This is a genomic window from Acinetobacter sp. AOR14_HL (assembly GCF_027855175.1).
GTDB lineage: Bacteria > Pseudomonadota > Gammaproteobacteria > Pseudomonadales > Moraxellaceae > Acinetobacter > Acinetobacter calcoaceticus.
Map to the genome: position 1 here is coordinate 207,450 of NZ_JAKTII010000004.1, position 21,491 is coordinate 228,940.

The 21,491-nt window shown below is 37.2% G+C and carries 18 protein-coding genes; 13 read left to right on the forward strand and 5 right to left on the reverse strand.

The features are described 5' to 3' along the window. The first annotated feature begins 153 nt into the window (after positions 1-153). The 4 genes from cpaA (at position 154) to MKL38_RS05055 (ending at position 7,353) form a co-directional block, all read left to right on the forward strand. Entirely contained in the window at positions 154-1,935 is a 1,782-nt protein-coding gene (gene cpaA / locus MKL38_RS05040; RefSeq protein ID WP_270902703.1) for a metalloendopeptidase CpaA, read from the forward strand. Positions 1,936-1,957: 22 nt separating this feature from the next. After that, positions 1,958-2,593 carry a metalloprotease secretion chaperone CpaB gene (gene cpaB, locus MKL38_RS05045; protein ID WP_270902704.1) on the forward strand — a complete coding sequence of 212 codons (636 nt, stop codon included), beginning with the start codon at positions 1,958-1,960 and terminating at the stop codon, positions 2,591-2,593. Positions 2,594-2,715: 122 nt separating this feature from the next. Next, positions 2,716-4,809 carry a DNA polymerase III subunit gamma/tau gene (locus tag MKL38_RS05050; RefSeq protein WP_270902705.1) on the forward strand — a complete coding sequence of 698 codons (2,094 nt, stop codon included), beginning with the start codon at positions 2,716-2,718 and terminating at the stop codon, positions 4,807-4,809. A gap of 315 nt (positions 4,810-5,124) precedes the next feature. Then, positions 5,125-7,353, forward strand: a complete 2,229-nt coding sequence (locus tag MKL38_RS05055; RefSeq protein ID WP_270902706.1) for a phosphocholine-specific phospholipase C — start codon at positions 5,125-5,127, stop codon at positions 7,351-7,353. Positions 7,354-7,400: 47 nt separating this feature from the next. Here MKL38_RS05055 and MKL38_RS05060 read toward each other — a convergent pair whose 3' ends face one another. After that, positions 7,401-7,835, reverse strand: a complete 435-nt coding sequence (locus tag MKL38_RS05060) for an acyl-CoA thioesterase (protein WP_270902707.1) — start codon at positions 7,833-7,835, stop codon at positions 7,401-7,403. Next, positions 7,835-8,992, reverse strand: a complete 1,158-nt coding sequence (locus tag MKL38_RS05065; protein WP_270902708.1) for an iron-containing alcohol dehydrogenase — start codon at positions 8,990-8,992, stop codon at positions 7,835-7,837. The genes MKL38_RS05060 and MKL38_RS05065 overlap by 1 nt, the downstream gene beginning before the upstream one ends. A gap of 299 nt (positions 8,993-9,291) precedes the next feature. Here MKL38_RS05065 and MKL38_RS05070 point away from each other — a divergent pair, with 299 nt between their 5' ends. The 5 genes from MKL38_RS05070 to MKL38_RS05090 all read left to right on the forward strand — a co-directional run bounded on the left by MKL38_RS05070 (position 9,292) and on the right by MKL38_RS05090 (position 13,717). Beyond that, a complete protein-coding gene (locus MKL38_RS05070) occupies positions 9,292-9,651 on the forward strand; it encodes a YcgJ family protein (protein WP_442866685.1) in 360 nt (119 codons plus the stop codon). A 354-nt stretch (positions 9,652-10,005) separates the two neighbouring features. Next, complete coding sequence (locus MKL38_RS05075) at positions 10,006-10,509, forward strand: low molecular weight protein-tyrosine-phosphatase (protein ID WP_270902710.1); 504 nt, start codon at positions 10,006-10,008, stop codon at positions 10,507-10,509. 19 nt (positions 10,510-10,528) lie between these two features. Beyond that, positions 10,529-11,563: a UDP-N-acetylmuramate dehydrogenase gene (gene murB / locus MKL38_RS05080; RefSeq protein ID WP_270902711.1), complete on the forward strand. Its 1,035-nt coding sequence runs from the start codon at positions 10,529-10,531 to the stop codon at positions 11,561-11,563. Positions 11,564-11,567: 4 nt separating this feature from the next. Next, positions 11,568-12,689: a YdcF family protein gene (locus MKL38_RS05085; protein ID WP_270902712.1), complete on the forward strand. Its 1,122-nt coding sequence runs from the start codon at positions 11,568-11,570 to the stop codon at positions 12,687-12,689. Then, complete coding sequence (locus tag MKL38_RS05090) at positions 12,689-13,717, forward strand: alpha/beta hydrolase (RefSeq protein WP_270902713.1); 1,029 nt, start codon at positions 12,689-12,691, stop codon at positions 13,715-13,717. The genes MKL38_RS05085 and MKL38_RS05090 overlap by 1 nt, the downstream gene beginning before the upstream one ends. A gap of 56 nt (positions 13,718-13,773) precedes the next feature. Here the strand turns inward: MKL38_RS05090 and MKL38_RS05095 are convergent, their stop codons facing one another. From MKL38_RS05095 to MKL38_RS05105, 3 genes are all read right to left on the reverse strand, one after another. Next, positions 13,774-14,277, reverse strand: coding sequence for a hypothetical protein (locus MKL38_RS05095; RefSeq protein WP_209831007.1), 504 nt, complete (start codon positions 14,275-14,277; stop codon positions 13,774-13,776). A 61-nt stretch (positions 14,278-14,338) separates the two neighbouring features. Next, positions 14,339-15,394: a linear amide C-N hydrolase gene (locus tag MKL38_RS05100; RefSeq protein ID WP_270902714.1), complete on the reverse strand. Its 1,056-nt coding sequence runs from the start codon at positions 15,392-15,394 to the stop codon at positions 14,339-14,341. 210 nt (positions 15,395-15,604) lie between these two features. Beyond that, positions 15,605-17,278 (reverse strand): FMN-binding glutamate synthase family protein, encoded by a 1,674-nt coding sequence (locus tag MKL38_RS05105; RefSeq protein WP_056480816.1) that lies wholly within the window; start codon positions 17,276-17,278, stop codon positions 15,605-15,607. Between the two features lie 476 nt (positions 17,279-17,754). Between MKL38_RS05105 and MKL38_RS05110 the strand changes: the two genes are divergently transcribed. From MKL38_RS05110 to MKL38_RS05125, 4 genes are all read left to right on the forward strand, one after another. Continuing rightward, positions 17,755-18,186: a hypothetical protein gene (locus MKL38_RS05110; protein WP_270902715.1), complete on the forward strand. Its 432-nt coding sequence runs from the start codon at positions 17,755-17,757 to the stop codon at positions 18,184-18,186. A gap of 534 nt (positions 18,187-18,720) precedes the next feature. Continuing rightward, positions 18,721-19,251: a Csu type fimbrial protein gene (locus MKL38_RS05115; RefSeq protein WP_270902716.1), complete on the forward strand. Its 531-nt coding sequence runs from the start codon at positions 18,721-18,723 to the stop codon at positions 19,249-19,251. Between the two features lie 83 nt (positions 19,252-19,334). Next, a complete protein-coding gene (locus MKL38_RS05120; protein ID WP_270902717.1) occupies positions 19,335-20,042 on the forward strand; it encodes a fimbrial biogenesis chaperone in 708 nt (235 codons plus the stop codon). A gap of 40 nt (positions 20,043-20,082) precedes the next feature. After that, a partial coding sequence (locus MKL38_RS05125) for a fimbria/pilus outer membrane usher protein (protein WP_333725384.1) occupies positions 20,083-21,491 on the forward strand: 1,409 nt, incomplete at its 3' end.

Consider the following 21,491-nt stretch of genomic DNA (forward strand, 5'->3'; position numbering starts at 1 on the left):
TTATTTAATAAGTTTCATATTTTTATTTCAAAATGATTCAGTGATCATGTAATTGAAATTTAATAAAAAATTAATTGATCAAAAATTGACTATAAAAAAATGGTTTGTTAATCTGCTACTCGAAAAATCTAAAAACAAATAAAAGAGGCTGCTGTGAATTTAAAATTAAAAACATCATTCATTATCGGAGCAATTGTTGCATCTTCACTTGTATATGCCGCAACTGTACTTTCACCCAATCAGAATAATAATAGTGGATCAATTCCATCTGGTTATTCAGATTTAGAATTTTCTTTAGCAAATGGGAATTGGGTCAAAAATCTCTCTTTACCAGCAAGTGCTAATAATTTAGACAAAATTACAATTCGCTCTAGTGCGGCTTATAGTAGTTATTTAGATACTTCTAATACGAATATTCCGTTAGAAGTGTTGAAGATAAATAGCGGGGATGTTTACCAATTCATCTTTAATACCGCTCAAAAGAAATGGATTGCTCAGTTGGCGACAGTGAGTCCTACGAATGGTGCTAACTATGAGGTTGTACCGTTAACGACTGCATCCATACAAAAAGTACTCATTCAAAATGACAAATGGGCACAAACCATTGCATTACCGAGTGATGTACGTGATGGAACAACTGTACAAGTTGTTTCTACAGCAAGTGCAAGCTCGGATATTGATAAAACAAATTTACTATTCCCGAGCAGTTTTTCATTAAAAAATGGATCTGAATATTGGTTTAAATATTATTCTGCTTTAGGAAAATGGGTGCCAGAATATATTAAACCGCAGAAGTTAAATGTTCAGCAAATTGGAACCTCTTTAGCAGTTGTAAATAGTCCACTTACAGAAGTTTCATTTGGGGATGGGAACTGGGTATCCAATTTCACTCTACCAGCGACTGCAAATGATCGGGATAGAATTGTTATTAAATCTACGGCGACTTGGTCTGCAAAAATTAATAATACCAATATTAATAGCCAAGCGACTTTAACGCTAAAAACAGGCGATCAATATGAGTTTATGTATGTCAGTGATAAAGGATATTGGCAGCTGATCTCTTCACCAACGAAGGTGATTGATTCATCGGCAACAATTCCTGCAATTTTACCGAATATGACTCAACCCGCTTTAAAGGTAAAACTTTCTACCTCAAATTGGCAGCCAACCTTGCAACTACCAGTTAAAGCTCAAGTCGGGGATAAGGTGGTTATTGCGTCAAATGCATCGGCTGATACCTATATTAATGCTGCCAATGGTTTGTCTGCGACCATTAAAAATGGTGAAAATCGCCGTTTTATTTACACTGCTCAAGGCTGGTCAGTAGATAGCTATACAATTGATATGTTGTTGGTTTCTAGTCCAGAAGTAAATTCAATTTTAGGAGAGAGCGCTGCAAAACTTAGAATGATTGAAGGCGTAAATTTAACGAATTTAACTGCTGAAAATTCAAATGCTCGTTTTTACTTAAGAGATGTGGGCTATTTAACTTATAAAATACCTGCTGCAACTTTAAAAGAAGCGATTTCTTTTGGACGCGATGACACGACCGTACAAAATGAGCGTAAACGCGTATTGGCTGATGGCGTCTATTATCAAGGCAATGAACCAGGCGATGGTGGTTGTGGCTGGGCATGGATTAATGCATCTTCATATAACATGATTGGTGCAAATGATATTGCGGGTTGTTCTTTTGCTGCGATGCGCCATGAGGTGGGACATAATCTTGGTCTATACCATAATGGTTCAACCAATATTGGTTCAGGGTTTGCCCATCCTTTAGGAAGTACTGCGATGGGAGGTAATAATATTAATTTTTACTCTAGCCCATACTTATATAACCCTAAATATGGTGTCCGTTTGGGCGTAGAAGGAAAAATTGATGCGGTGAGTGTTATTAACCTAAATGCACAGAAAATTTCTCTATATAACTAATCTCTATTCTTAGCCATAACTAATGAAAAAAAATAAATTGTTAATAGGAACTGCTATCGCTTGTTTAGCGCTAGCAGTTCTCATCTGGCTTGCATTTTCACAGCAAAGTTCTTCTGCTTTAACGTCATCTACAGATAGCCAGAAAAGTGAAGTTAGCTTAAAGCGAGTTGAAGGTCAGAATGGTCTTGCTCGTCAAAATACAATGAATCTGAACCCATCAGAGAAAGAAAGGTTATCTAAGCAACAAATTGTTTTTAATGAGATAGAAAAAGATCAGTTGCCTTCTAATGTTAATTTTCCACTGATTAAAAATAGACAAGGTATGGTGATTAAGTATGATCCAAACGTGATTGAACTCAAAAAAGTAGGTGATACTGTTGAGTTTCAAATGTTGGAATATGGAATTAACCGCACAGGAAAAATTGTAGAGATTGAACCTGTTGATCAAGATATTGTTCGGTGGACAGGGAAATTTGATCAGGGAGATCCAAATCAGAATTTCTTTACCATTACTCAAAGTCAAAAAGACCACTATACGATCATGCAAATTTTTACCGAGAAAGGAAATTATTCGGCTGAAATTAAAGATGGGGTTGGGCTGGTACAAACGATGGATGATGGAGTCACTGATCACGAGTTACATCATGATCACCCTTAGTCAAATAAATGGTTCAGATGAGAAAAGAGTATAGTTCGCAGTTTATCTGTACGGATATGAGCTTTATGCGTTCACTCTCTTTTAAAAACAAAGTATGCTTATGCCTGTAACAAGGAGCATACATGTATCAAGTACTTGCTAGAAAATACCGTCCACGTAATTTCAATGAGTTAGTGGGGCAAAACCATGTTTCTCGTGCATTAAGCAGTGCATTGGAACGCGGTCGTCTACACCATGCTTATTTATTTACAGGAACGCGTGGTGTGGGGAAGACCACAATTGCACGTATTTTAGCCAAGTGTTTAAACTGTGAAACAGGTGTAACCTCTACACCATGTGAAGTCTGTGCAACTTGTAAAGCGGTAAACGAAGGCCGTTTTATTGATCTGATTGAAATTGATGCTGCTTCAAGAACAAAAGTAGAGGATACGCGTGAACTTTTAGACAACGTTCCATATGCGCCAACGCAAGGTCGTTTTAAAGTTTACCTGATTGACGAAGTACATATGTTATCTACGCATTCCTTTAATGCGTTATTAAAAACATTAGAAGAACCACCGGAACACGTTAAATTTTTATTTGCAACGACTGATCCGCAAAAGCTACCAATTACGGTTATTTCACGTTGTTTGCAATTTACATTGCGCCCTTTAGCTGTTGATGAAATTACAAAGCATCTTGGCGCAATTCTTGAAAAAGAACAGATTGTTTCTGACCAAGATGCAATTTGGCAAATTGCCGAATCTGCTCAAGGTTCATTGCGTGATGCATTATCTTTAACTGACCAAGCAATTGCGTATGGTCAGGGTGCTGTACAGCATCAAGATGTTAAAGAAATGCTCGGTCTAATTGACCGCACCATTATTTATGATTTGATTTTAGCGATTCACCAGAACCAACGTGAAAAAGTGAGTCAGCTTTTATTGCAATTTAGACATCAAGCGCTTGATGTTTCACTTGTACTTGATCAGTTGATTTCGACATTGCATGAATTGGCAATTTTGCAATATCTGCCTGATTTGAGTTTGAAATATAGCGATGAAATCAATCGCAAAATTATGCAACTGTCCAAGCTAATTTCTGCTCAAGATTTACAACTGTATTATCAAATTGCATGTAAAGGGCGATCTGACCTACAACTTGCCGTGACGCAAGAACAAGGTTTTGAAATGTGCATTTTACACTTATTGGCATTCCGTCCTTTAGCGCCAAATGAAATTGTAGTGTCAGAGCCTGTTCAACAAAATCAGCAAGTTGTGATGAATCCCCAAGTTCAGCAAACAGCTCAAGATATTGCTCCTGTAAGTGCTGTGCAGCCAGTTGAAGTTATTAGTCAACCCGCTATGGTTGAACCTGAACCTGAACCTGAACCTGAACCTGAACCTGAACCTGAACCTGAACCTGAACCTGAACCTGAACCTGAACCTCAGTCTAATCAGGATTTAATGGTATTTGACCCAAATCATCATGAGTTAATCGGATTTGAGTCAGCATCTGTTCAAGAAACAAGTAATGTTTTGGAGGAAGATTTTATTCCGGTACCAGAACAAAAGTCAGTACAAGTTCAGGCTGAAACCCAAGCCAAAAATATTGAACCTGAACCAGCTTTTACTGCTGAGCCTATAGGTTTATTTGAAGCACCTAGCACTGATTTTTCACTTGCCCAAGATACGCCCGTTACTAATGATTTAGCCTTAGAAGCTGTTGTCGAGCAACCGTTACTGGTGGAAACCCCAGAGGTGATTGAGAAGATTGAAGTTGTAAAAGAAGTTAGTGCAACTGATAACGGGCAGCTTATGCCTCAAGACATTTTGAAGCTAACTACGCAAACCTTAGAAGGCGAGTGGACACTAGCAAAATGGGAATATTGGTTTAGAACTAGTCAACTCTCTCCAGCCGTTCAAGAGCTTGCTCAGCATGGCGTGATGACAGGTCAAATTGGTGGCAATACAGTTTTCCATATTCCTCAAGAATATGAAAATATGTTGACTCAATTACAACAAGGTCTTATTGATGCATTAAATGAGCAATGGCCTGATACTCAATTTACAGTTGAATATGGCGCTGTAAATACGGCTACACCATATATCATTCAAAGTGCGCGTAAAGAAAAAGCCTTTCAACGAGCAGCTGAGTTATTACAACAACAGCCAGTCATTAAAAGCCTCCTAGAGACCTTTGATGGCGAATTACAAAATATTCAATTAAAGCCTTAACTTTTTAGTCCTGTGATGAGCTTGGAAATTATACAATTCCATGCTTTTTCACGGGATTGAAACATTCAGGTCACGTCACTGTCATTGTACTTTTCTATGTTAGCCATTTTAGATTTTAAATGGATTGTACATAGACATGAAAAGGCAATACGCAGGAATAACTTCTTTTAAATATTCATATTTTTTATTGATCAGTGCACTTTTTCTGAGCGGCTGTAACGACTCATCAAATGATAATTCAAATGCACCAGACACAGGTAAAAAGCCTGTAATGCGCTGCGCTCCTTAAACTTAAATAATAAAAAGAACCTGATCATGATTACACGTCGTAAATTTTTAAATTACTCTTTAAATATGGGCTTTGGTGCTGCGGCATTGGCGGCTTTCCCATCTAGTATTCAAAAAGCTTTGGCAATTCCTGCAAACAATAAAACAGGCACAATTCAAGATGTCGAACACGTTATTATTTTAATGCAGGAAAACCGATCTTTTGACCATTATTTTGGAACATTAAAAGGTGTTCGAGGTTTTGCTGATCGTTTTACGATTCCTCTCCCGAGTGGCCGCCGTGTATGGGAGCAACTCAGAAGTAATGGGCAAGTTTTAACGCCTTTTCACTTAGATGGCACAGCCAATAATGCACAGCGAGCAGATGGCACGCCACATACGTGGAATGACAGTCAGTTAGCATGGGACAATGGACGTATGGCGAATTGGCCAGCCCATAAAACTGATATATCCATGGGTTATTTTAAAGAAAAAGAAATTCCATATCAGTTTGCGCTTGCAAATGCATTTACGATTTGTGATGCCTACCATTGTTCTATGCACACTGGAACAGATGCAAACCGGTCTTTTCACTTAACAGGCACGAATGGGGCAACACCAACCAAGCATTCATTTGTAAATAATGAATGGGACTGGATTGATGGTAATCCAGCCACGGCAGATCGTGGTTATACGTGGATGACCTATGCCGAGCGTTTGGAAGAAGCAGGAGTAAACTGGATTTGTTATCAAAATATGCCAGATGAATGGGGCGATAATATGCTTGGTGCATTCCGTTCATTTAGAAAGGCAAATATCGCATCTGGTTATCCGGTTGCAAGTGGTGGTGAACCGAACAAACCCTATGCCGATACTGGTCAAAAATTACCGTATAAAGCTTATGACGCTGCGACTGATAATGCCAAAAATCCATTATATAAGGGCATCGCAAATACTTTACCTGGCAATAAACCTGAAGAATATCTCGATGCTTTTAAACGAGACATTCGTGAAGGTAAATTGCCGCAAGTCTCTTGGATTAACGCACCATCAATTTATTGTGAACATCCAGACCCTTCAAGCCCAGTTCAAGGGGCGTGGTTTATTCAAGAAATTATTGATGCATTAACTGCTGTGCCAGAGGTTTGGAGTAAAACAGCACTGATTATCAATTTTGATGAAAATGATGGCTATTTTGACCACGTACCATCACCATCTGCGCCATCTCGACTTAAAAATGGTCAATACGCAGGGAAATCAACATTAAGCAGTGCCGACATGCAGGATGAGTATTTTGACCACGCAGCACCAGAGGGGAGCCATTCTCAGCCTACACCTGATGGGCGTGTTTATGGGCCAGGGCCTCGTGTTCCATTATACGTGATTTCTCCATGGAGCCGTGGTGGTTGGGTCAACTCTCAAGTTTTTGACCATACGTCCGTGCTTATGTTTTTAGAAAAACGATTTGGTGTAAAAGAGCCGAATATTAGTCCATACCGCCGTGCAGTGTGTGGTGATTTAACCAGCGCATTTAATTTTAAAACTCCAAATGCCGATGTTTTACCGCAGCTCAATGGAAAGCAAACACGTTTACAGGCAGATGAATTAAGAGAAAATCAAGAGGCTTTACCTGCTGTTCCAGTACCAACAGATAGCAAGTTGCCGATTCAGCAAAGTGGTATACGTCTGTCACGAGCATTGCCTTATGAGTTGCATACCAGTGCGCGTTGTAAAGCGGATGGAAAGGTACAATTGATTTTCTCTAATACAGGTCAGCAAGCGGCGGTTTTTCATGTATATGACAAGCTCAATCTAGACCGTATTCCAAAGCGTTATATTGTCGAGCCGAATAAAACCTTAGATGATGAATGGGATGCTTTAAAAGATAACTTAGGTCGCTATGATTTATGGGTGTTAGGCCCAAATGGTTATCATCGTCATTTTAAAGGAGATACTCAACGTATTGTCGATAGTGGAATTAAACCTGAAATTCGAGTGTGTTATGACATCGCTAATGGTGATGTCTATGTAGAGCTTATGAATGACGGGGCTAAGGATGCAATATTAACGGTAAAACCGTGTGCATATCGACAAGACGCACCGTTACAACTTACCGTAAAAGCGGGGCAAGTCGTTAAACAACACTGGGCTTTGGCTGATGTAGGGCATTGGTACGATTTTGAGATCACATGCCAAAGTGATGTGTCTTATTACCGACGCTTTGCTGGTCGGGTTGAAACAGGTGAGGACTCATTTAGTGATCCAGCAATGGTCTAAATAATGAAGAGGCAAAAAGAGCAGCTCATTTTCTTTTGCCTCATTTTTTATAATAAAAATTTCTCTAAAACATTACGAGTAGACTCAGAAATTGGAACCGTTTTTCGGGTTTCACGGTCAACAAACACATGCACAAAATGTCCTTGAGCTGAAGCTTGTTCTTGGCCTTGTTTAAAGATGGCCAGTTCATAGTGCAGTGAAGTGGTACCGATTTTACCAATCGCAACACCTACCTGAATAATTTCGGGAAAAGATAATTCCTGAAAAAAACTACAAGCTGAATCGACCACTAAGCCAATTGATTGTGATTGATGAATATCAAAACCTGTTTTTTGAATGAGTAAGGCATTTGCTGCCGTATCAAAATAGCTATAATAAGTCACATTATTCACATGACCATAGATATCGTTATCTGCCCAGCGCGTTTGAATGTCTAAAAAGAACTTAAATTGATCGTGGGTTTTTAAAACTGGTTTAGTCATTAATGAATCGCCTGATAAATTGCCAAAGCGGCAGCTTCTGTCATGTCACGAGGGTTATTTTGTAGCAAGCGAGTTTGTAGCATGGCATCTTGAGCAAGCTTAGGTAGACTAGACTCTTCAATATTCAAATCTCTCAGCTTTAAGACCAAACCACTACGATCTAAATGATTCTGCATATGGTCAATAAACAGATCACACAAACCATCTGTGCTGCCATTGCTATATGGATCTAGCCATTGCATCAGTTCCGCATAGTATTTTTTTGCATTTGGTGCATTAAATTTTAATACTTCAACCAACACTAAGGCATTGGTGTGACCATGCGATAAATGAAAATGTCCGCCAAGTGGGTAAGCTAAAGCATGTACAGCAGCAACGGGTGAATTTGCAAATGCTTGACCTGCAAGCATCGAGGCGAACAGCATGTTTTGACGTGCTTCTAAATCATTACCATCTTTTAGAACTTTCGGTAAGTTATGGTTTAACAACTTCAAAGCATTCTTAGCTAAAATATCGGTGTATATATTCTTCTTGTGTTTAGAGGTATATGCCTCAATGGCATGCACCATCGCATCAATGCCTGTTGCAGCAGTAATGTGAGCTGGTAAATTTTCAGTAAACGTGGCATCTAAAATAGCGGTATCTGCATACAGTACCGGAGAGACAATCCCCATTTTTGTTGTCTCGCCCGTGGTCACAATTGAAATTGGAGTGACTTCCGAGCCTGTACCAGCTGTCGTTGGAATTAAGATAAGCGGAAGGCGAGCAGTGGTTACTTGGTTTACGCCATACATATCTTGCAAATTTTGAGTTTGGTCGGGGTGCGCGAGCAGAGCAATTACTTTTGCAACATCTAAAGAACTACCACCGCCAAAACCAATAATGGCATCTACATTTTGCTGTTTTGCATAATTAGCTGCATCTAATACCACTTGTTCAGGCGGATCAGCTTGCACATCGGCATAGATGACATATTCAATATTAAGCGTATCTAAAATTTGAATGATGGGAAGATGTAATTGATTTTTGATCATGCCTGCATCGGTGACGAGTAATAACTTACGGTAAGCTTTTGATGACAAAACATTCTGTAATTCTTGTATAGAGCCTAAGCCTGAGATGATATTTGGAACGGTTTGAAATTGAAAATGGCTCATATACGTTATTTCCTTATTTTTGAACATTATTGTAGAAGGGTTCTTTAGGATTCATCTTTAAGTAACTTAGCATAAGACACTTTAAAATAAAGTAGTTCTGAAGTGATTATGTTGAGTGTTGTATGAGATAAGCACTACTTTCATATAGTAGGAGGGGGAAGGTAGGCGGAGATCACGCAAGGTATTTAAACGTTTATGGAAAGGTGGGCTTTTTGTTATTTATACTGTTTGGTAGATTTTCCTGAAGACTACTAATTCATATAATGCCCTAACAATTTATAATTTTATTCGGTTCAAAAGTGAAAATTTCTAAAACTGTACTTAGTCTTATTGGATGTTCTTGTTTAATGTTTAGCTCAGCAGCAATGGCGAAAACCAGCTCTAGCATCTATTCACCTAAAAATGGTGTAATTTGTGATAAATATATCTGCGCTGACAAGAAAGGTGTATCTAAAAAACTTACAGCCAAATACTTAGGAACTAACAAAGCGAACAAAGCATTCTCTCAAGGTGATTTTGATACTTCTGCATTCACACTTTCAAATGGTGTGTTCTGTGATACCAAAACAAAACTATGCCATGTTGATCGATACTTTGAAAATGGACATCGTAGTAAAATTGATAGAACTATGACAGATAAGCTTTTTAAAAATAAATGATTTTTATCCAAGTTTTACTTAAAAGCCCATAATATTGGGCTTTTTTACATCTGAATAAAAAGTGAAATGAACAAAAAAAAATAATATAAAAAAGTTATTCCTCTGTGGGAAAGCCCTCTGATGAGGGCTTTATTATTTTCTTGAAAATTAGAAGATCAGATCGTTTGTCGACTGATTTATCAACTTTTAATCTATTGATAAACATTATTTTCCTTTTCAAGCCATGTGAGTTTTGACAAAATGCAACACGTCACAATGGTCAATTCAATTCTGACAATAATTTATAGTTTTGTTAGGATTTTGCATGCACCATATTTATTTCTATGTAATTCAAATATTTGGAAGTAATTTCTAATGGAAACACAATATAAGGTGTTATGTGTCTGTTTAGGAAATATTTGCCGTTCTCCCACGGCTGAAGTGGTTTTTAGACATTATTGTGAAGCACATCAACTCAATATATTTGTCGATTCTGCTGGAACGAGTAATTATCATCCAAACAAAGTACCAGATCAGCGAAGTCAGCTGCACGCTAAAAAAAGAGGTTATGATTTATCTTCTTTACGTGCAAGACAGCTTTCAACTCAAGACTTTTTAGAATTTGACTTGATTTTGGCAATGGATCATCAAAACTTTGATGATATTCATGACATGCTACAAAGTGCGGTTTCTCAGTTTGGCACTCATCAAATTCGGGCAAAAGTAGCTTTAATGAGCGAGCATGATTCTGAATATCCACAACAAGCCTTGCCTGACCCTTATTATGGCGGTGCTGATGGCTTTGAACGTGTACTCAATCAATGCGAGTCCAGTAGTTTGGCGTGGATAAATATTTTAAAAAAACAATTGAATGTTTAAGAATAGGTTTTTCAATACGATGCAAATTCAAAATCATGTACAGCTTAAGCCATTCAATACTTTGAGTTTAGATGCAACAGTATCTCACTACACCAAAGTCCAAACTATTCAGGATATTGAGGACGCTTTGGGTTTTGCTGAGCAGCATAATTTAAATGTACTTGTACTATCGGGCGGTAGCAATATGCTACTGCCGCAACAGATCAATGCGTTGGTTATTCATCTAGATATTCAAGGTATCGAAGTTTTATCGAACGATGATGATTTTGTTCGAGTTAATGTCGGTGCAGGCCAAGTCTGGCATGATTTCGTTTTATACAGTACTCAACAAAATTGGTTTGGCTTGCAAAATCTCGCACTTATTCCAGGCTTAGTCGGTGCTTCACCAGTACAAAATATTGGTGCTTATGGAGTAGAGGTAGGTGAGTTTATTGAGTCGGTACAAGTATATGACCGTAAATTAAAAGAAACTCAGACAATTTTAGAAGCAGACTGCCATTTCGCCTATCGTCATAGCATTTTTAAAGATGATCCGAACCGTTACATCATTACGCATGTGACTTTTAAATTGCTTAAACATCCCCATTTAAAGCTTAACTATGGTGATTTGAAGCAAGCAGTTGGAGATAATCAGACTGCCGAGAACTTACAAAATCAAGTCATTCATATTCGTCAAAGTAAACTCCCTGATCCAAAAGAATATCCAAATGTGGGAAGTTTCTTTAAAAATCCAATAGTTAATTCTCAAGAATTTGAGCGCTTAGTCACACAATTCTCAACAATTCCACATTATCCTCAAGCGAGTGGAAACGTTAAAATTGCAGCAGGATGGTTAATTGATCAAGTGGGTTGGAAAGGTAAACAACTTGATATGGTGGGTATGTTTCACAAACAGGCATTGGTTTTGGTGAATTATGCCAATGCATCTCTTACTGATGTAAAGAAAACTTATCAGGCTGTACAACATGATGTTGATCAGCGTTTCCATATTATGTTAGAACCAGAGCCTGTGCTTTATAACAGTTTAGGTTTAATTGAAAATCATACGGAATAGTTTTATGCCACAAGTACACTTAATGGTACGTTTAGTACAAGTAGTCACCGCGCTATTTTTACTATTGGGCTGTTTCGTGGTTTTTTTATATTCGCCGTTTTATTCAAAATTAATTGTAGCTGGGCTTAATTATTTTGTACCGGTTGATGTTAATCAAGTCGCTGCTGAAAGCCAGAGACAGGCTGCATTAAGTGAGCATGACAATTTAGAACCAGGCTCAAATCTATGGATTGCTCGTCAAGCATATTTAAAGCTGACTGAAAAAGCTTTACGTGAAAAAAAGACAACAGATCTGACCTATCTTCAAGAAAACTATAAGGCTTTACAGCAAATTATTCTCTTAGAAGAAAAGGAGCAAGATTCAGAGGCAGCCGCTTCCGTAACGGTTCCTTTAGTGGTTAAAAACTCAGAAATTGATGCTGCCGATGAAGCAAGTGCTCCTATTGATGAAGCTCTCTTTATTAATAGTTCGGAAAATAAAGCACTTACAGAGCAATATACAGAGTTTTTAGCAAGAAAACCTGTAGTACCCGAGCATCAAAAAGCTGTTAGTGAACCTGAACAGAAAATCGAATATGTGCGTAAAAATCCATTACCAGTGCAACCTAAAAAGTTATCAGAACCTTATGCAATTGTTGTATTGGGTGGCGGATTAACCTTAGATAAAAATGGTAAAGATATTGTGGTTAATGGCTACACGCGCTTACGCTTGGAAAAAACTTTAGAAATTGAAAATCAAAGTCATCTTCCTATTGTGCTTAGCGGTGTTGAAGCGCCTTATATGCAAACTTGGTTAAAAGAGCGCGGTGTGGAAGCAAAACTATTAGAAAAACGTAGTATGAATACTTGTGAAAATACACGATTTAGCTCTCTGTTGCTTCAGAAGAAAGGAGGCGCTCCGACGGTTATGTTGGTTACTGATGAATATCATATGCCGCGTACACGTCGACTATTTGCCTTAAATGGTATAGAAACGATTCCTGTTGTAGCTCCGATGCCAACACCACTTACACGCTGGCAACCAAGTGTACAAAATTACGATCATAGCCGCCGTGCGAATTATGAATTACTTGCGACAATTCGCGACATGTTGTTTGGCTCAAGTGATTGTCGAGAGGTACCTTAATGTCAGATATCCCATTTCTCAATCCTGCCGTATTAAAACAATTAGATTTGCCGGTTCCCAACCGTGATCTTACGCCACAGGTTTTAAGTCCACTCAATTTAAATACATTAGAGGAACCATCGCGAGATTTGCTTGCCTACCGCAAATTGTATGGTTTGCATTTACTTGAATGTGACCATTGGCAGGGTTATGTTCAAATGCCTTTATTTCGCTTACATGTGCAGGTTTTCAAACCTAAAATAGAAAAAATACAAGGTAGCGTCTGTTTGCTACATGGCTATCTTGAGCATAGCGGTATTTATCAGCCTATCATTCGTGAAATTCTTGAACAAGGTTTTAGTGTTATTACCTACGACTTACCAGGGCATGGTTTGAGCAATGGTTCACCAGCAAGTATTCAAAATTTTGATCATTATCAACAAGTTTTGATGGCTGTTTATCAATATGTGAAACATGCAGATCAGTTGCCTAAACCTTGGGTGGGAATTGGACAAAGCACGGGCGGGGCAATTTGGATGCATCATTTATTAGAATATGCTGAAAAACGCCAAGATCCGATTGTAGATAGAGTCTTATTACTTTCTCCTTTGATTCGCCCTGCAAAAACCGCATGGTGGCATAATCCGGTCGGGTTAGGCATTATTCGCCGTATTAAGCGTCAAGTACCAAGACACTTTAGACGTAATAATCATAATCCTGAATTTTTGCGGTTTATTCGCTTAAAAGATCCGTTGCAGCCTCGGATGATGGGGATGGACTGGATTTTGGCAATGTCAAAATGGATGCAAGAAATGGAAGAGCGGCCCGCTTGCCGTATTCCTGTTTGGCTTGCACAAGGTGCTCTCGATCAAACGGTTGACTGGCGTTACAACATTGAATTTATTCGTCGTAAATTTAGGCTTCAAACACTATTAATGCTTGAAGAAGGTTCACATCAATTAATTAATGAACGTGCAGATATACGCGCAGCTTTAACAGGATTGATTCCAGCCTTTTTACATGCGAAACCAAAACATTTTTATTATTAAAAAATAATGCATCTATCCAATAATTCTGGATAGATGCATGACTTAATCTATCTGCTTTATTTTGAATTTTGATAAAGCTGCATAAAGTTCTTATAAACTGAAGATTGTTTTTGTGGACTATACATATTGCGTTCAATCGTTCCTTTATCCGTTTTTATCAAAACGTTTACATTTTGAGCATTTTTAAACTCTTTTAAGAATTGGCTTGGAATAATAAAGAAAGTTGTTGAATGTTTAGGCACTAATCGACTTACATTCGTTTTTTCAGTCGTTTGAGCGGGCTGATAAGTAAATCGCTTCCCATCAATATCAAATATTAACTCGTTAATATCATAAAAGTTATAACTACTACTTAAATGAACATCTACGCGGAGCTGATCTTTTTGATTCTCGTTCCATTTCACGAGCAAACTAGGACATAATTCAGTTGGTAAACAGTTGAGCTGACCAGCTGTCTTTACTACTGTAGGAGCTGTTGCTTTATCTGTACCAAATTGTGTGGTGCTGCAAGCCGTTGTAAGTAGACAAGAACCCAATAAGAGTAGAGATTTCTTCATCATATAAATTCCAAGATAGTATGTTTAATATTATTTATGTTAAGGCCAATAATTTTGACATAAATTAACGTGTAGTTGGGCTTAAAAATACAAATGGTTTTGCAATTTTAAATGAAGAAGTAGCATCACCTGCATAGATATGGCTTTGATCGGGCCCTAAATCAAGTCTACGCGTTTTACCATCTTTAAAATTAATCTTTTTTAAGTCAACCCAAAACACATTTGGTGATAGGGCAGACTCGAAAAAATAGAGCAGCTGTTTATGATCAGCTACAGTTCGCCAACGAGTTGAAGAGATATTAGGTTCTTCTTGAGTATTTAGTCCATAGGGAACAGACGCATTTCGAATCACACTAAATACAGAGGCTTGAGCCTGTTTACTATCATCATTTTTAGGAATTGCATTAATATAAAATGATGCACGTGCAAAGCGATCAGATGCTCGGTTTGTACCAGGGAGCATGATCGTTCCACCAATTTGTTTCCAATATTCGGCAAGTGCGAGTTGCTTATCGAAAGTAGGTGAGTTAGTCATGACTTGATAGCTGCGACTATGGTGAATAATCTGCTTTCCGTCAATATATTCAATAATTGCGCTATCACCTGTTTTGTCAGAAATAGATAAATGCAGGGTGGTAAGCCTTGATTCACCTGGAACATTGTCGGTAACAATGGTGTAAGGTTCTTTTTCTAAGACTTTAACAGCCTCATCTACAGTTGCAAAATTATCGAGTACATATTGTGCCCAAGCAGCAATACTTAATAATGGTTTATTAGATTTTTTTATATCCGGATATTGAGATTCTACTAACCATAAAATATTGGCAACCAATCCAGCTTCATTCATGCCGTCTGTTGTGGAAACTTCATAACCTGTAGCAATCACACTTCCATATTTAGATGTCCATTTTATTGAATTGGAGCCTGCACTACCATCACGAGCAATGCCACTTGGCATAATCCACAAATTTGTACCCGTATCAACTTTCCAGTCCATCGAACGAGCAGTAATAATATGTTGGTTATTACCTAAATATACGGCACGTGTACAAGCAACAGCATAGCTACTTAAACCTACTGCTAGTGCGACAAAAGAAGAGATGAATGTTTTTTTCAACATGATGAGATACCTTCTTGTTATAAGCATTAAAAAATTTTTATTAAATAAAATTAAATTGTGTACGTTATTTATACTTTTATATTAGGTGAAAAATCGATTAAATACAAATTAAAAAGAGAGTGGAATTTAATCAAAAATCACATATTATTTTTAAATATGGAAGAGCATCACACTATGAGTGTAATGCTCAAATTATAGGCTTAATATAAATTAGAAATGATTGGCATCAGCCATATTCCACATTCGATAATAAAAATTATCATCGTCGTTATTAAGTTCAGATTGTAAAAGTTCACCTTCTTTTAAGAAAAAATGCAATTGAGCATAGTTCTTAATTTCACGGTCGTTTACTCGCTGAGCCAAATGGTGGGCTTTAATATCTGAAGGATGACGTAAACCAGCCGCAGCAATCATTTCTGATAATGCATGCAATGTATTTTTATGAAAATTAAATACCCGTTCTGATTTGGTCGGTACATCAATTGCTTTTTGGCGGTCTTTATCTTGGGTTGCAACACCTACAGGGCATTGGTTAGTGTGACAGCTTTGTGCCTGAATACATCCAACAGCAAACATGAAACCACGTGCCGAGTTAACCCAATCTGCACCTAGTGCAAAAGTACTGGCAATATCGAATGCACTAATGATTTTACCACTCGCACCAATCTTAACTTGATCTCTTAGCCCTGCACCGACAAGCGTGTTATGGACAAAGCGCAAGCCTTCACGTAATGGTGTGCCAATATTATCGCTAAACTCAATTGGTGCTGCACCTGTACCGCCTTCAGAACCATCGACTACAATAAAGTCAGGAACAATTTTTGTTTCAAGCATTGCTTTAACAATACTCATAAATTGCCAAGGCTGACCAATACACAGTTTAAAACCAACTGGTTTCCCGCCAGATAATGTGCGCAACTTCTGTAAGAAATGCATCATTTCAATTGGGGTAGAAAAACTAGAATGCTTTGCAGGAGAAATACAATCATGATCGCGAGAAACGCCGCGGATTTCGGCAATTTCTGCGGTAATTTTATGTTTAGGTAAAATACCGCCGTGGCCTGGTTTAGCACCTTGGGAAAGCTTCAGTTCAATCATCTTGATCTGTGGTAATTGGGATTGTTTGGCAAACTTTTGCTCGTCAAATTTTCCGTCTAGGGTACGGCAACCAAAATAACCACTGGCAATTTGCCAAACAATATCACCGCCATTTTCCAGATGATAAGGGCTTAAACTACCTTCGCCAGTATCATGATAAAACCCACCTAACTGTGCACCTTTATTTAATGCGCGGATTGCATTTGCACTTAAACTACCAAAGCTCATGGCAGAAATGTTCATGATTGATGCACTATAAGGTTGAAGGCATTGTGCATTACCAACCTGAATACGGAAACTCTTTGGATCTGCTGGTGGGCAAGGGCTTATTGAGTGGACAATAAAGCGATAGTTTTCTTGATAAACGTCAATGATTGAACCAAAAGGTTTATCTGCATTTTCATTTTTAGCGCGTTGATAAACTAGACTTCTTTGCATACGAGAAAAAGGTAGAGCATCTTGATCCGCTTCAATAAAGTATTGACGAATTTCTGGGCGTATATCTTCAAACAAAAAACGGAAATGCCCCATAATTGGGTAGTTTCTTAAAATTGAATGTTTATTCTGCAAAACATCATAAAGGCCTAATAAGCTTAGTGCACCTGTGAGTACCCATAAACCGTTAAGTAGAGTATCTGAAATAAAATAATAGATACTATGAGGTGTATATACGGTGCGAAACCATGTAATGCTGAGTGCAGTAAAAATACATAAGAACCAAAGAGAATGGCGTGAAAAGAATGTATTGAGAAATTTATGTCGAATGATTTGTGCTGGACTCGCCATATTGGAACAAATTCCTAATGTTTTACTGGCACATACCTTGCCAAGAAGGAAGTAAAACTACAAGTATGGAATTGTTAGTTTTAGGGGACAAAAAAGAGTACATTCAAAGGTTCGCTTGGTTTAGAAATATATTTTTAAATAGAAAGTATTTTGACTATAAATAATATTTAATCTGAAGCTATTAGAGTTAAGATACGTTGCTAAATTTTTAATTATAAAGTTAATGGATTTTTTAAATGTTTAGTTATGCTGAAAAATATATTTTGTTAAATCAATTTCTAAAAAACTATATATAAACTAAATGTAAATTTAGATTTATTTAAAAATAAGAAAATTATTTGAATGTTATTTTATGTTTTGGAATACTTAATACTGTGCTATTTAATTGTTGTTTGCTAATATAGATAAGATGAAATAATATTTTCAATAGACATTACTATAACTATATAAGATCTAAAAAATATTTAAGGACTGAAATGAATTGGAAACTATTAATATGCTCTATTCTTCTAACGGGAGTCTTTTTCTTAACTTTAATGTTCTATCTAGGTTTTGATCTGGATACTTTCAAAAAGGTAACTCTAATACAAAGTTTATTAGTTGCCGCGGCTATTATATCTGACTCTATGGAACGAAAGAATAATCCTATCTTTCCAGGATATATCATTTATCCCTTACTGGGTGTTTTATTTGTTTTAGGGTTTACGCCTATTCTAGACTTTTTTGCTGAAAGACCTAAAGGATTTCATAGTTGGGATATTAGGAATATGTTTGTGTTCAACTCTAGCAGTGCAGACTATCAATTTAGGGAATTGGCTTGGTATGGCAAAGCCTATATACAATTAGGTTTTGCTATGGTGGGTGGATTTCTCGGCCTGTTTTTTCATTTAATTTTTAGAAATAGTTAAGCTAATGCTACCTTCTTCTGGTAGGTGAAAAGTTGTTTTAATTACTGAAAATTCTTAAAAAATCCTAGAACTGTTATAAGTTACTTAGATTTCTTATTCATAAAATATTGTTTTCTTATTCATTTAAAATATATAGAACAATCAGTAGCTTACTTTTTGTTCTTGTTTTTTTGACCAAAGGTTAAAAAATTATAAATTACTAAAAGTGATGGTAAATTTTAACTAATGAAAAGCTATAATTTTTTTAGTAAAACTAATAAAAACTGAATAAAAGTATCGAAAATTCATATAAAAAGTGTAATAAACCATAAAAATTTTTCTAATTGAGAAATTCATCAGAAGTTGAACTATTAATTGATATTTAAAATGAAACTTATGTTAGTGTTTTTGTTGTTTTTTTGTATTATGCGCGGTCAGTAGAGTAAAAAAATAATGCTTTGAAAAAACAATCAGAAAAGCTAGTGATTGTGTTGGGGAAGGCTAGTTTTTACATCTATTAATTTTATTGGCGTAATGTAAAAAAGGTTTTTAACCATGAAAAAGTCTCTCATTTGTTTATCAGCAATTGCTATAGGTTTAATGTCTATCACTGCCGCAAATGCTGCAACAGCAACAGGCACCCTGACTGTTAAAGCAACAATTACAAATAGCTGTGTATTGAATACTTCAGCTACAGGTACAACAGCTAATGCAGTTTTAGATTTTGGTACTTTAAGTTCTCTTGCTAGCAACGTCGATGCAGATACTACAACGACAGGTGGTACGGCCATCAAAGTTTTATGTAACAACACTGTGCCATGGACTTTGGCTTTTGATGCCGGCAAAAATGCTCAAACGACTCAACGTCGTATGATTGGTGGCGCAACAAGCAACGAATTTATTCCTTACAACCTTTTCTCTGACACTAACCGTGCAACAGCAATTGGTATTGCAACAACTGCATATAGCGGTACTGGTACTGGTGCGCCACAAGCAGTTAACGTCTATGGTCGTATCCCTGCTGGCTCAACTTTGCCAAGCTCAGGTAGCTATGTGGACACTGTAACTGTAACAGTGACTTATTAATTTTTAATAAGTTTTATTGTGTCATTGCTAGCTCTTGATTGAGAGAGCTAGCCTAATTTGAGAAAAGTAGTTCTGGGCAAATCATGAGAAAAAATATCTTTGTTATTACAAGTTTATTGTTATTTTTGCCTAGTATGCTGAACGCTGCATCAATTCGTCTTTCGCCTGTAAGTATTGAAATATTAAATGATCAATCTGCGTCCTCAATTAGTTTATATAACCAGTCAAATGAAAGCACTGATTTGCAGGTACGTGTATTTGAATGGCGCCAAAATGCTGGGCAAGATCAATTAATACCTACAGATGAGATCGCGGTTAGTCCACCGTTTTTAAAATTACAACCTAATGATTCTTATAATTTACGTGTAGTTAGAATTAATCCAGCACCAGTTTCTGGTGAGCAAACATACCGTATTATTATTGATGAACTACCAAAACCGATTGATAACCGTAAAGCGGATCAAGGGATTAACGTACTACTACGTTCGTCATTGCCTCTATTTGTCGTAAATAAAGATGCAATTACTAAACTTACTTGGTCAATTCAACAAGAGCAAAATACTTCTTCTCTTATGATTAGTAATGTTGGCAATCGACATGCACTTTTAAATAATTTAACACTTGTTGATGTAACAGAAAATAAAAGCTATGCCATTAAAGTAAATACGGTGAATGGTTATATTCTTGCTGGCAAAGCAAGAAATTTTAATATTAGCCCTGATTTTAAATTTCAAGCGGATCATAAATATAATATTTCATTGAATATTAACGGTAAGCAAGCATCTCTTTAAAGAGGCACATATGAAATATCTCGTAAGTGCCTTATGTGTTATGTACTTGCCGATTCATGCTTTTGCTGAATCATTGCAAGATAACACCAATATTGCTTTACCAAGTATTCCGGAAGTTACAAACTCTTCTCATCAGGTGTTTAGTTCTGATAAGGCCTACACACAGCTTTTTTTAAAGATTTCTATTAACTCGAATATTTCAACAGATTTAATCTCGGTACGCCAAGATCAAGATGGAAAGCTGTATATTCGTGCTCGTGACTTAAAAGTTTTAAGGGTAAAAATGGATGAACACACTCCAGATAGCCAATGGGTGTGTATTAATGAACTAAAAGGAATCCAGTTTAAATATCTAGAGAATGAACAATCTCTAAACTTGCAAGTTCCGTCCAGCATGTTGACGGATTATTCAGTTGACTTAAATGGCCAGCAGATTACCAGTCCTCATTTACTAAAAATGAAGCCCTTAAATGCGGCCATTTTGAACTATAGCCTGTATCACACCGTGACCAATGACGAGAATGTTTTCTCTGGTTCGGCAGAGGGGATTTTTAACAGTGCAATCGGTAACTTTTCATCAGGGGTGCTATATAACGGCAGTAATGAAACTAGTTATAGCCATGAAAAATGGGTACGATTGGAAAGTAAGTGGCAGTATGTAGACCCTGAAAAGATCAGGATATATACCTTAGGGGACTTTATTTCCAATAGTTCTGATTGGGGGAGTAGTGTCCGTCTTGCCGGTTTTCAGTGGTCGAGTGCTTACACCCAACGAGGTGATATTGTCACTTCGGCATTACCACAATTTTCTGGCTCGGCTGCACTGCCATCGACACTGGATTTATACGTTAACCAGCAAAAGATTTATTCAGGGCTTGTGCCTTCAGGCCCGTTTGATATTAAGCAGCTCCCGTTTATTTCGGGAAATGAAGTCACACTTGTGACCACCGATGCGACGGGTCAGCAGAGCATTACCAAACAGGCTTACTATTTTTCATCTAAAATTTTGGCAAAAGGCATCAATGAATTCTCAGTAGATGTTGGGGTTCCTCGTTATAACTATGGGCTGTATTCGAATGATTACGACGATGCCACCTTTGCTTCAGGTGCGATTCGATATGGTTATAGTAACTCACTGACTTTAAGCGGTGGTGCAGAAGCTTCTACAGATGGGCTATCAAATCTGGGCACTGGTTTTGCCAAGAACCTGTTTGGTTTCGGGGTAATTAATGCCGACATTGCAGCAAGCCAATATAAAGATGAAAACGGTTATTCTGCCTTGGTCGGTTTAGAAGGACGGATTAGTAAGAATATTTCGTTTAATACCAGTTATCGCAAAGTATTTGATAACTACTTTGACCTTGCCCGTGTCTCTCAAATTCGATATTTAAAAGATAATCAAACCGATGCTGAACCCAAAAATTATTTGAGCTACAGCGCACTGGCAGA

Excerpts from the sequence above, each read along its gene's own strand:
- murB (WP_270902711.1), top strand. The coding sequence starts at position 10,529 with ATGCAAATTCAAAATCATGTACAGCTTAAGCCATTCAATACTTTGAGT.
- MKL38_RS05060 (WP_270902707.1), bottom strand. The coding sequence starts at position 7,835 with ATGACTAAACCAGTTTTAAAAACCCACGATCAATTTAAGTTCTTTTTA.
- MKL38_RS05065 (WP_270902708.1), bottom strand. The coding sequence starts at position 8,992 with ATGAGCCATTTTCAATTTCAAACCGTTCCAAATATCATCTCAGGCTTA.
- MKL38_RS05085 (WP_270902712.1), top strand. The coding sequence starts at position 11,568 with ATGCCACAAGTACACTTAATGGTACGTTTAGTACAAGTAGTCACCGCG.
- MKL38_RS05115 (WP_270902716.1), top strand. The coding sequence starts at position 18,721 with ATGAAAAAGTCTCTCATTTGTTTATCAGCAATTGCTATAGGTTTAATG.
- MKL38_RS05100 (WP_270902714.1), bottom strand. The coding sequence starts at position 15,394 with ATGTTGAAAAAAACATTCATCTCTTCTTTTGTCGCACTAGCAGTAGGT.
- MKL38_RS05110 (WP_270902715.1), top strand. The coding sequence starts at position 17,755 with ATGAATTGGAAACTATTAATATGCTCTATTCTTCTAACGGGAGTCTTT.
- MKL38_RS05120 (WP_270902717.1), top strand. The coding sequence starts at position 19,335 with ATGAGAAAAAATATCTTTGTTATTACAAGTTTATTGTTATTTTTGCCT.
- MKL38_RS05050 (WP_270902705.1), top strand. The coding sequence starts at position 2,716 with ATGTATCAAGTACTTGCTAGAAAATACCGTCCACGTAATTTCAATGAG.
- MKL38_RS05055 (WP_270902706.1), top strand. The coding sequence starts at position 5,125 with ATGATTACACGTCGTAAATTTTTAAATTACTCTTTAAATATGGGCTTT.
- MKL38_RS05075 (WP_270902710.1), top strand. The coding sequence starts at position 10,006 with ATGGAAACACAATATAAGGTGTTATGTGTCTGTTTAGGAAATATTTGC.
- MKL38_RS05090 (WP_270902713.1), top strand. The coding sequence starts at position 12,689 with ATGTCAGATATCCCATTTCTCAATCCTGCCGTATTAAAACAATTAGAT.
- cpaB (WP_270902704.1), top strand. The coding sequence starts at position 1,958 with ATGAAAAAAAATAAATTGTTAATAGGAACTGCTATCGCTTGTTTAGCG.
- MKL38_RS05105 (WP_056480816.1), bottom strand. The coding sequence starts at position 17,278 with ATGGCGAGTCCAGCACAAATCATTCGACATAAATTTCTCAATACATTC.
- MKL38_RS05095 (WP_209831007.1), bottom strand. The coding sequence starts at position 14,277 with ATGATGAAGAAATCTCTACTCTTATTGGGTTCTTGTCTACTTACAACG.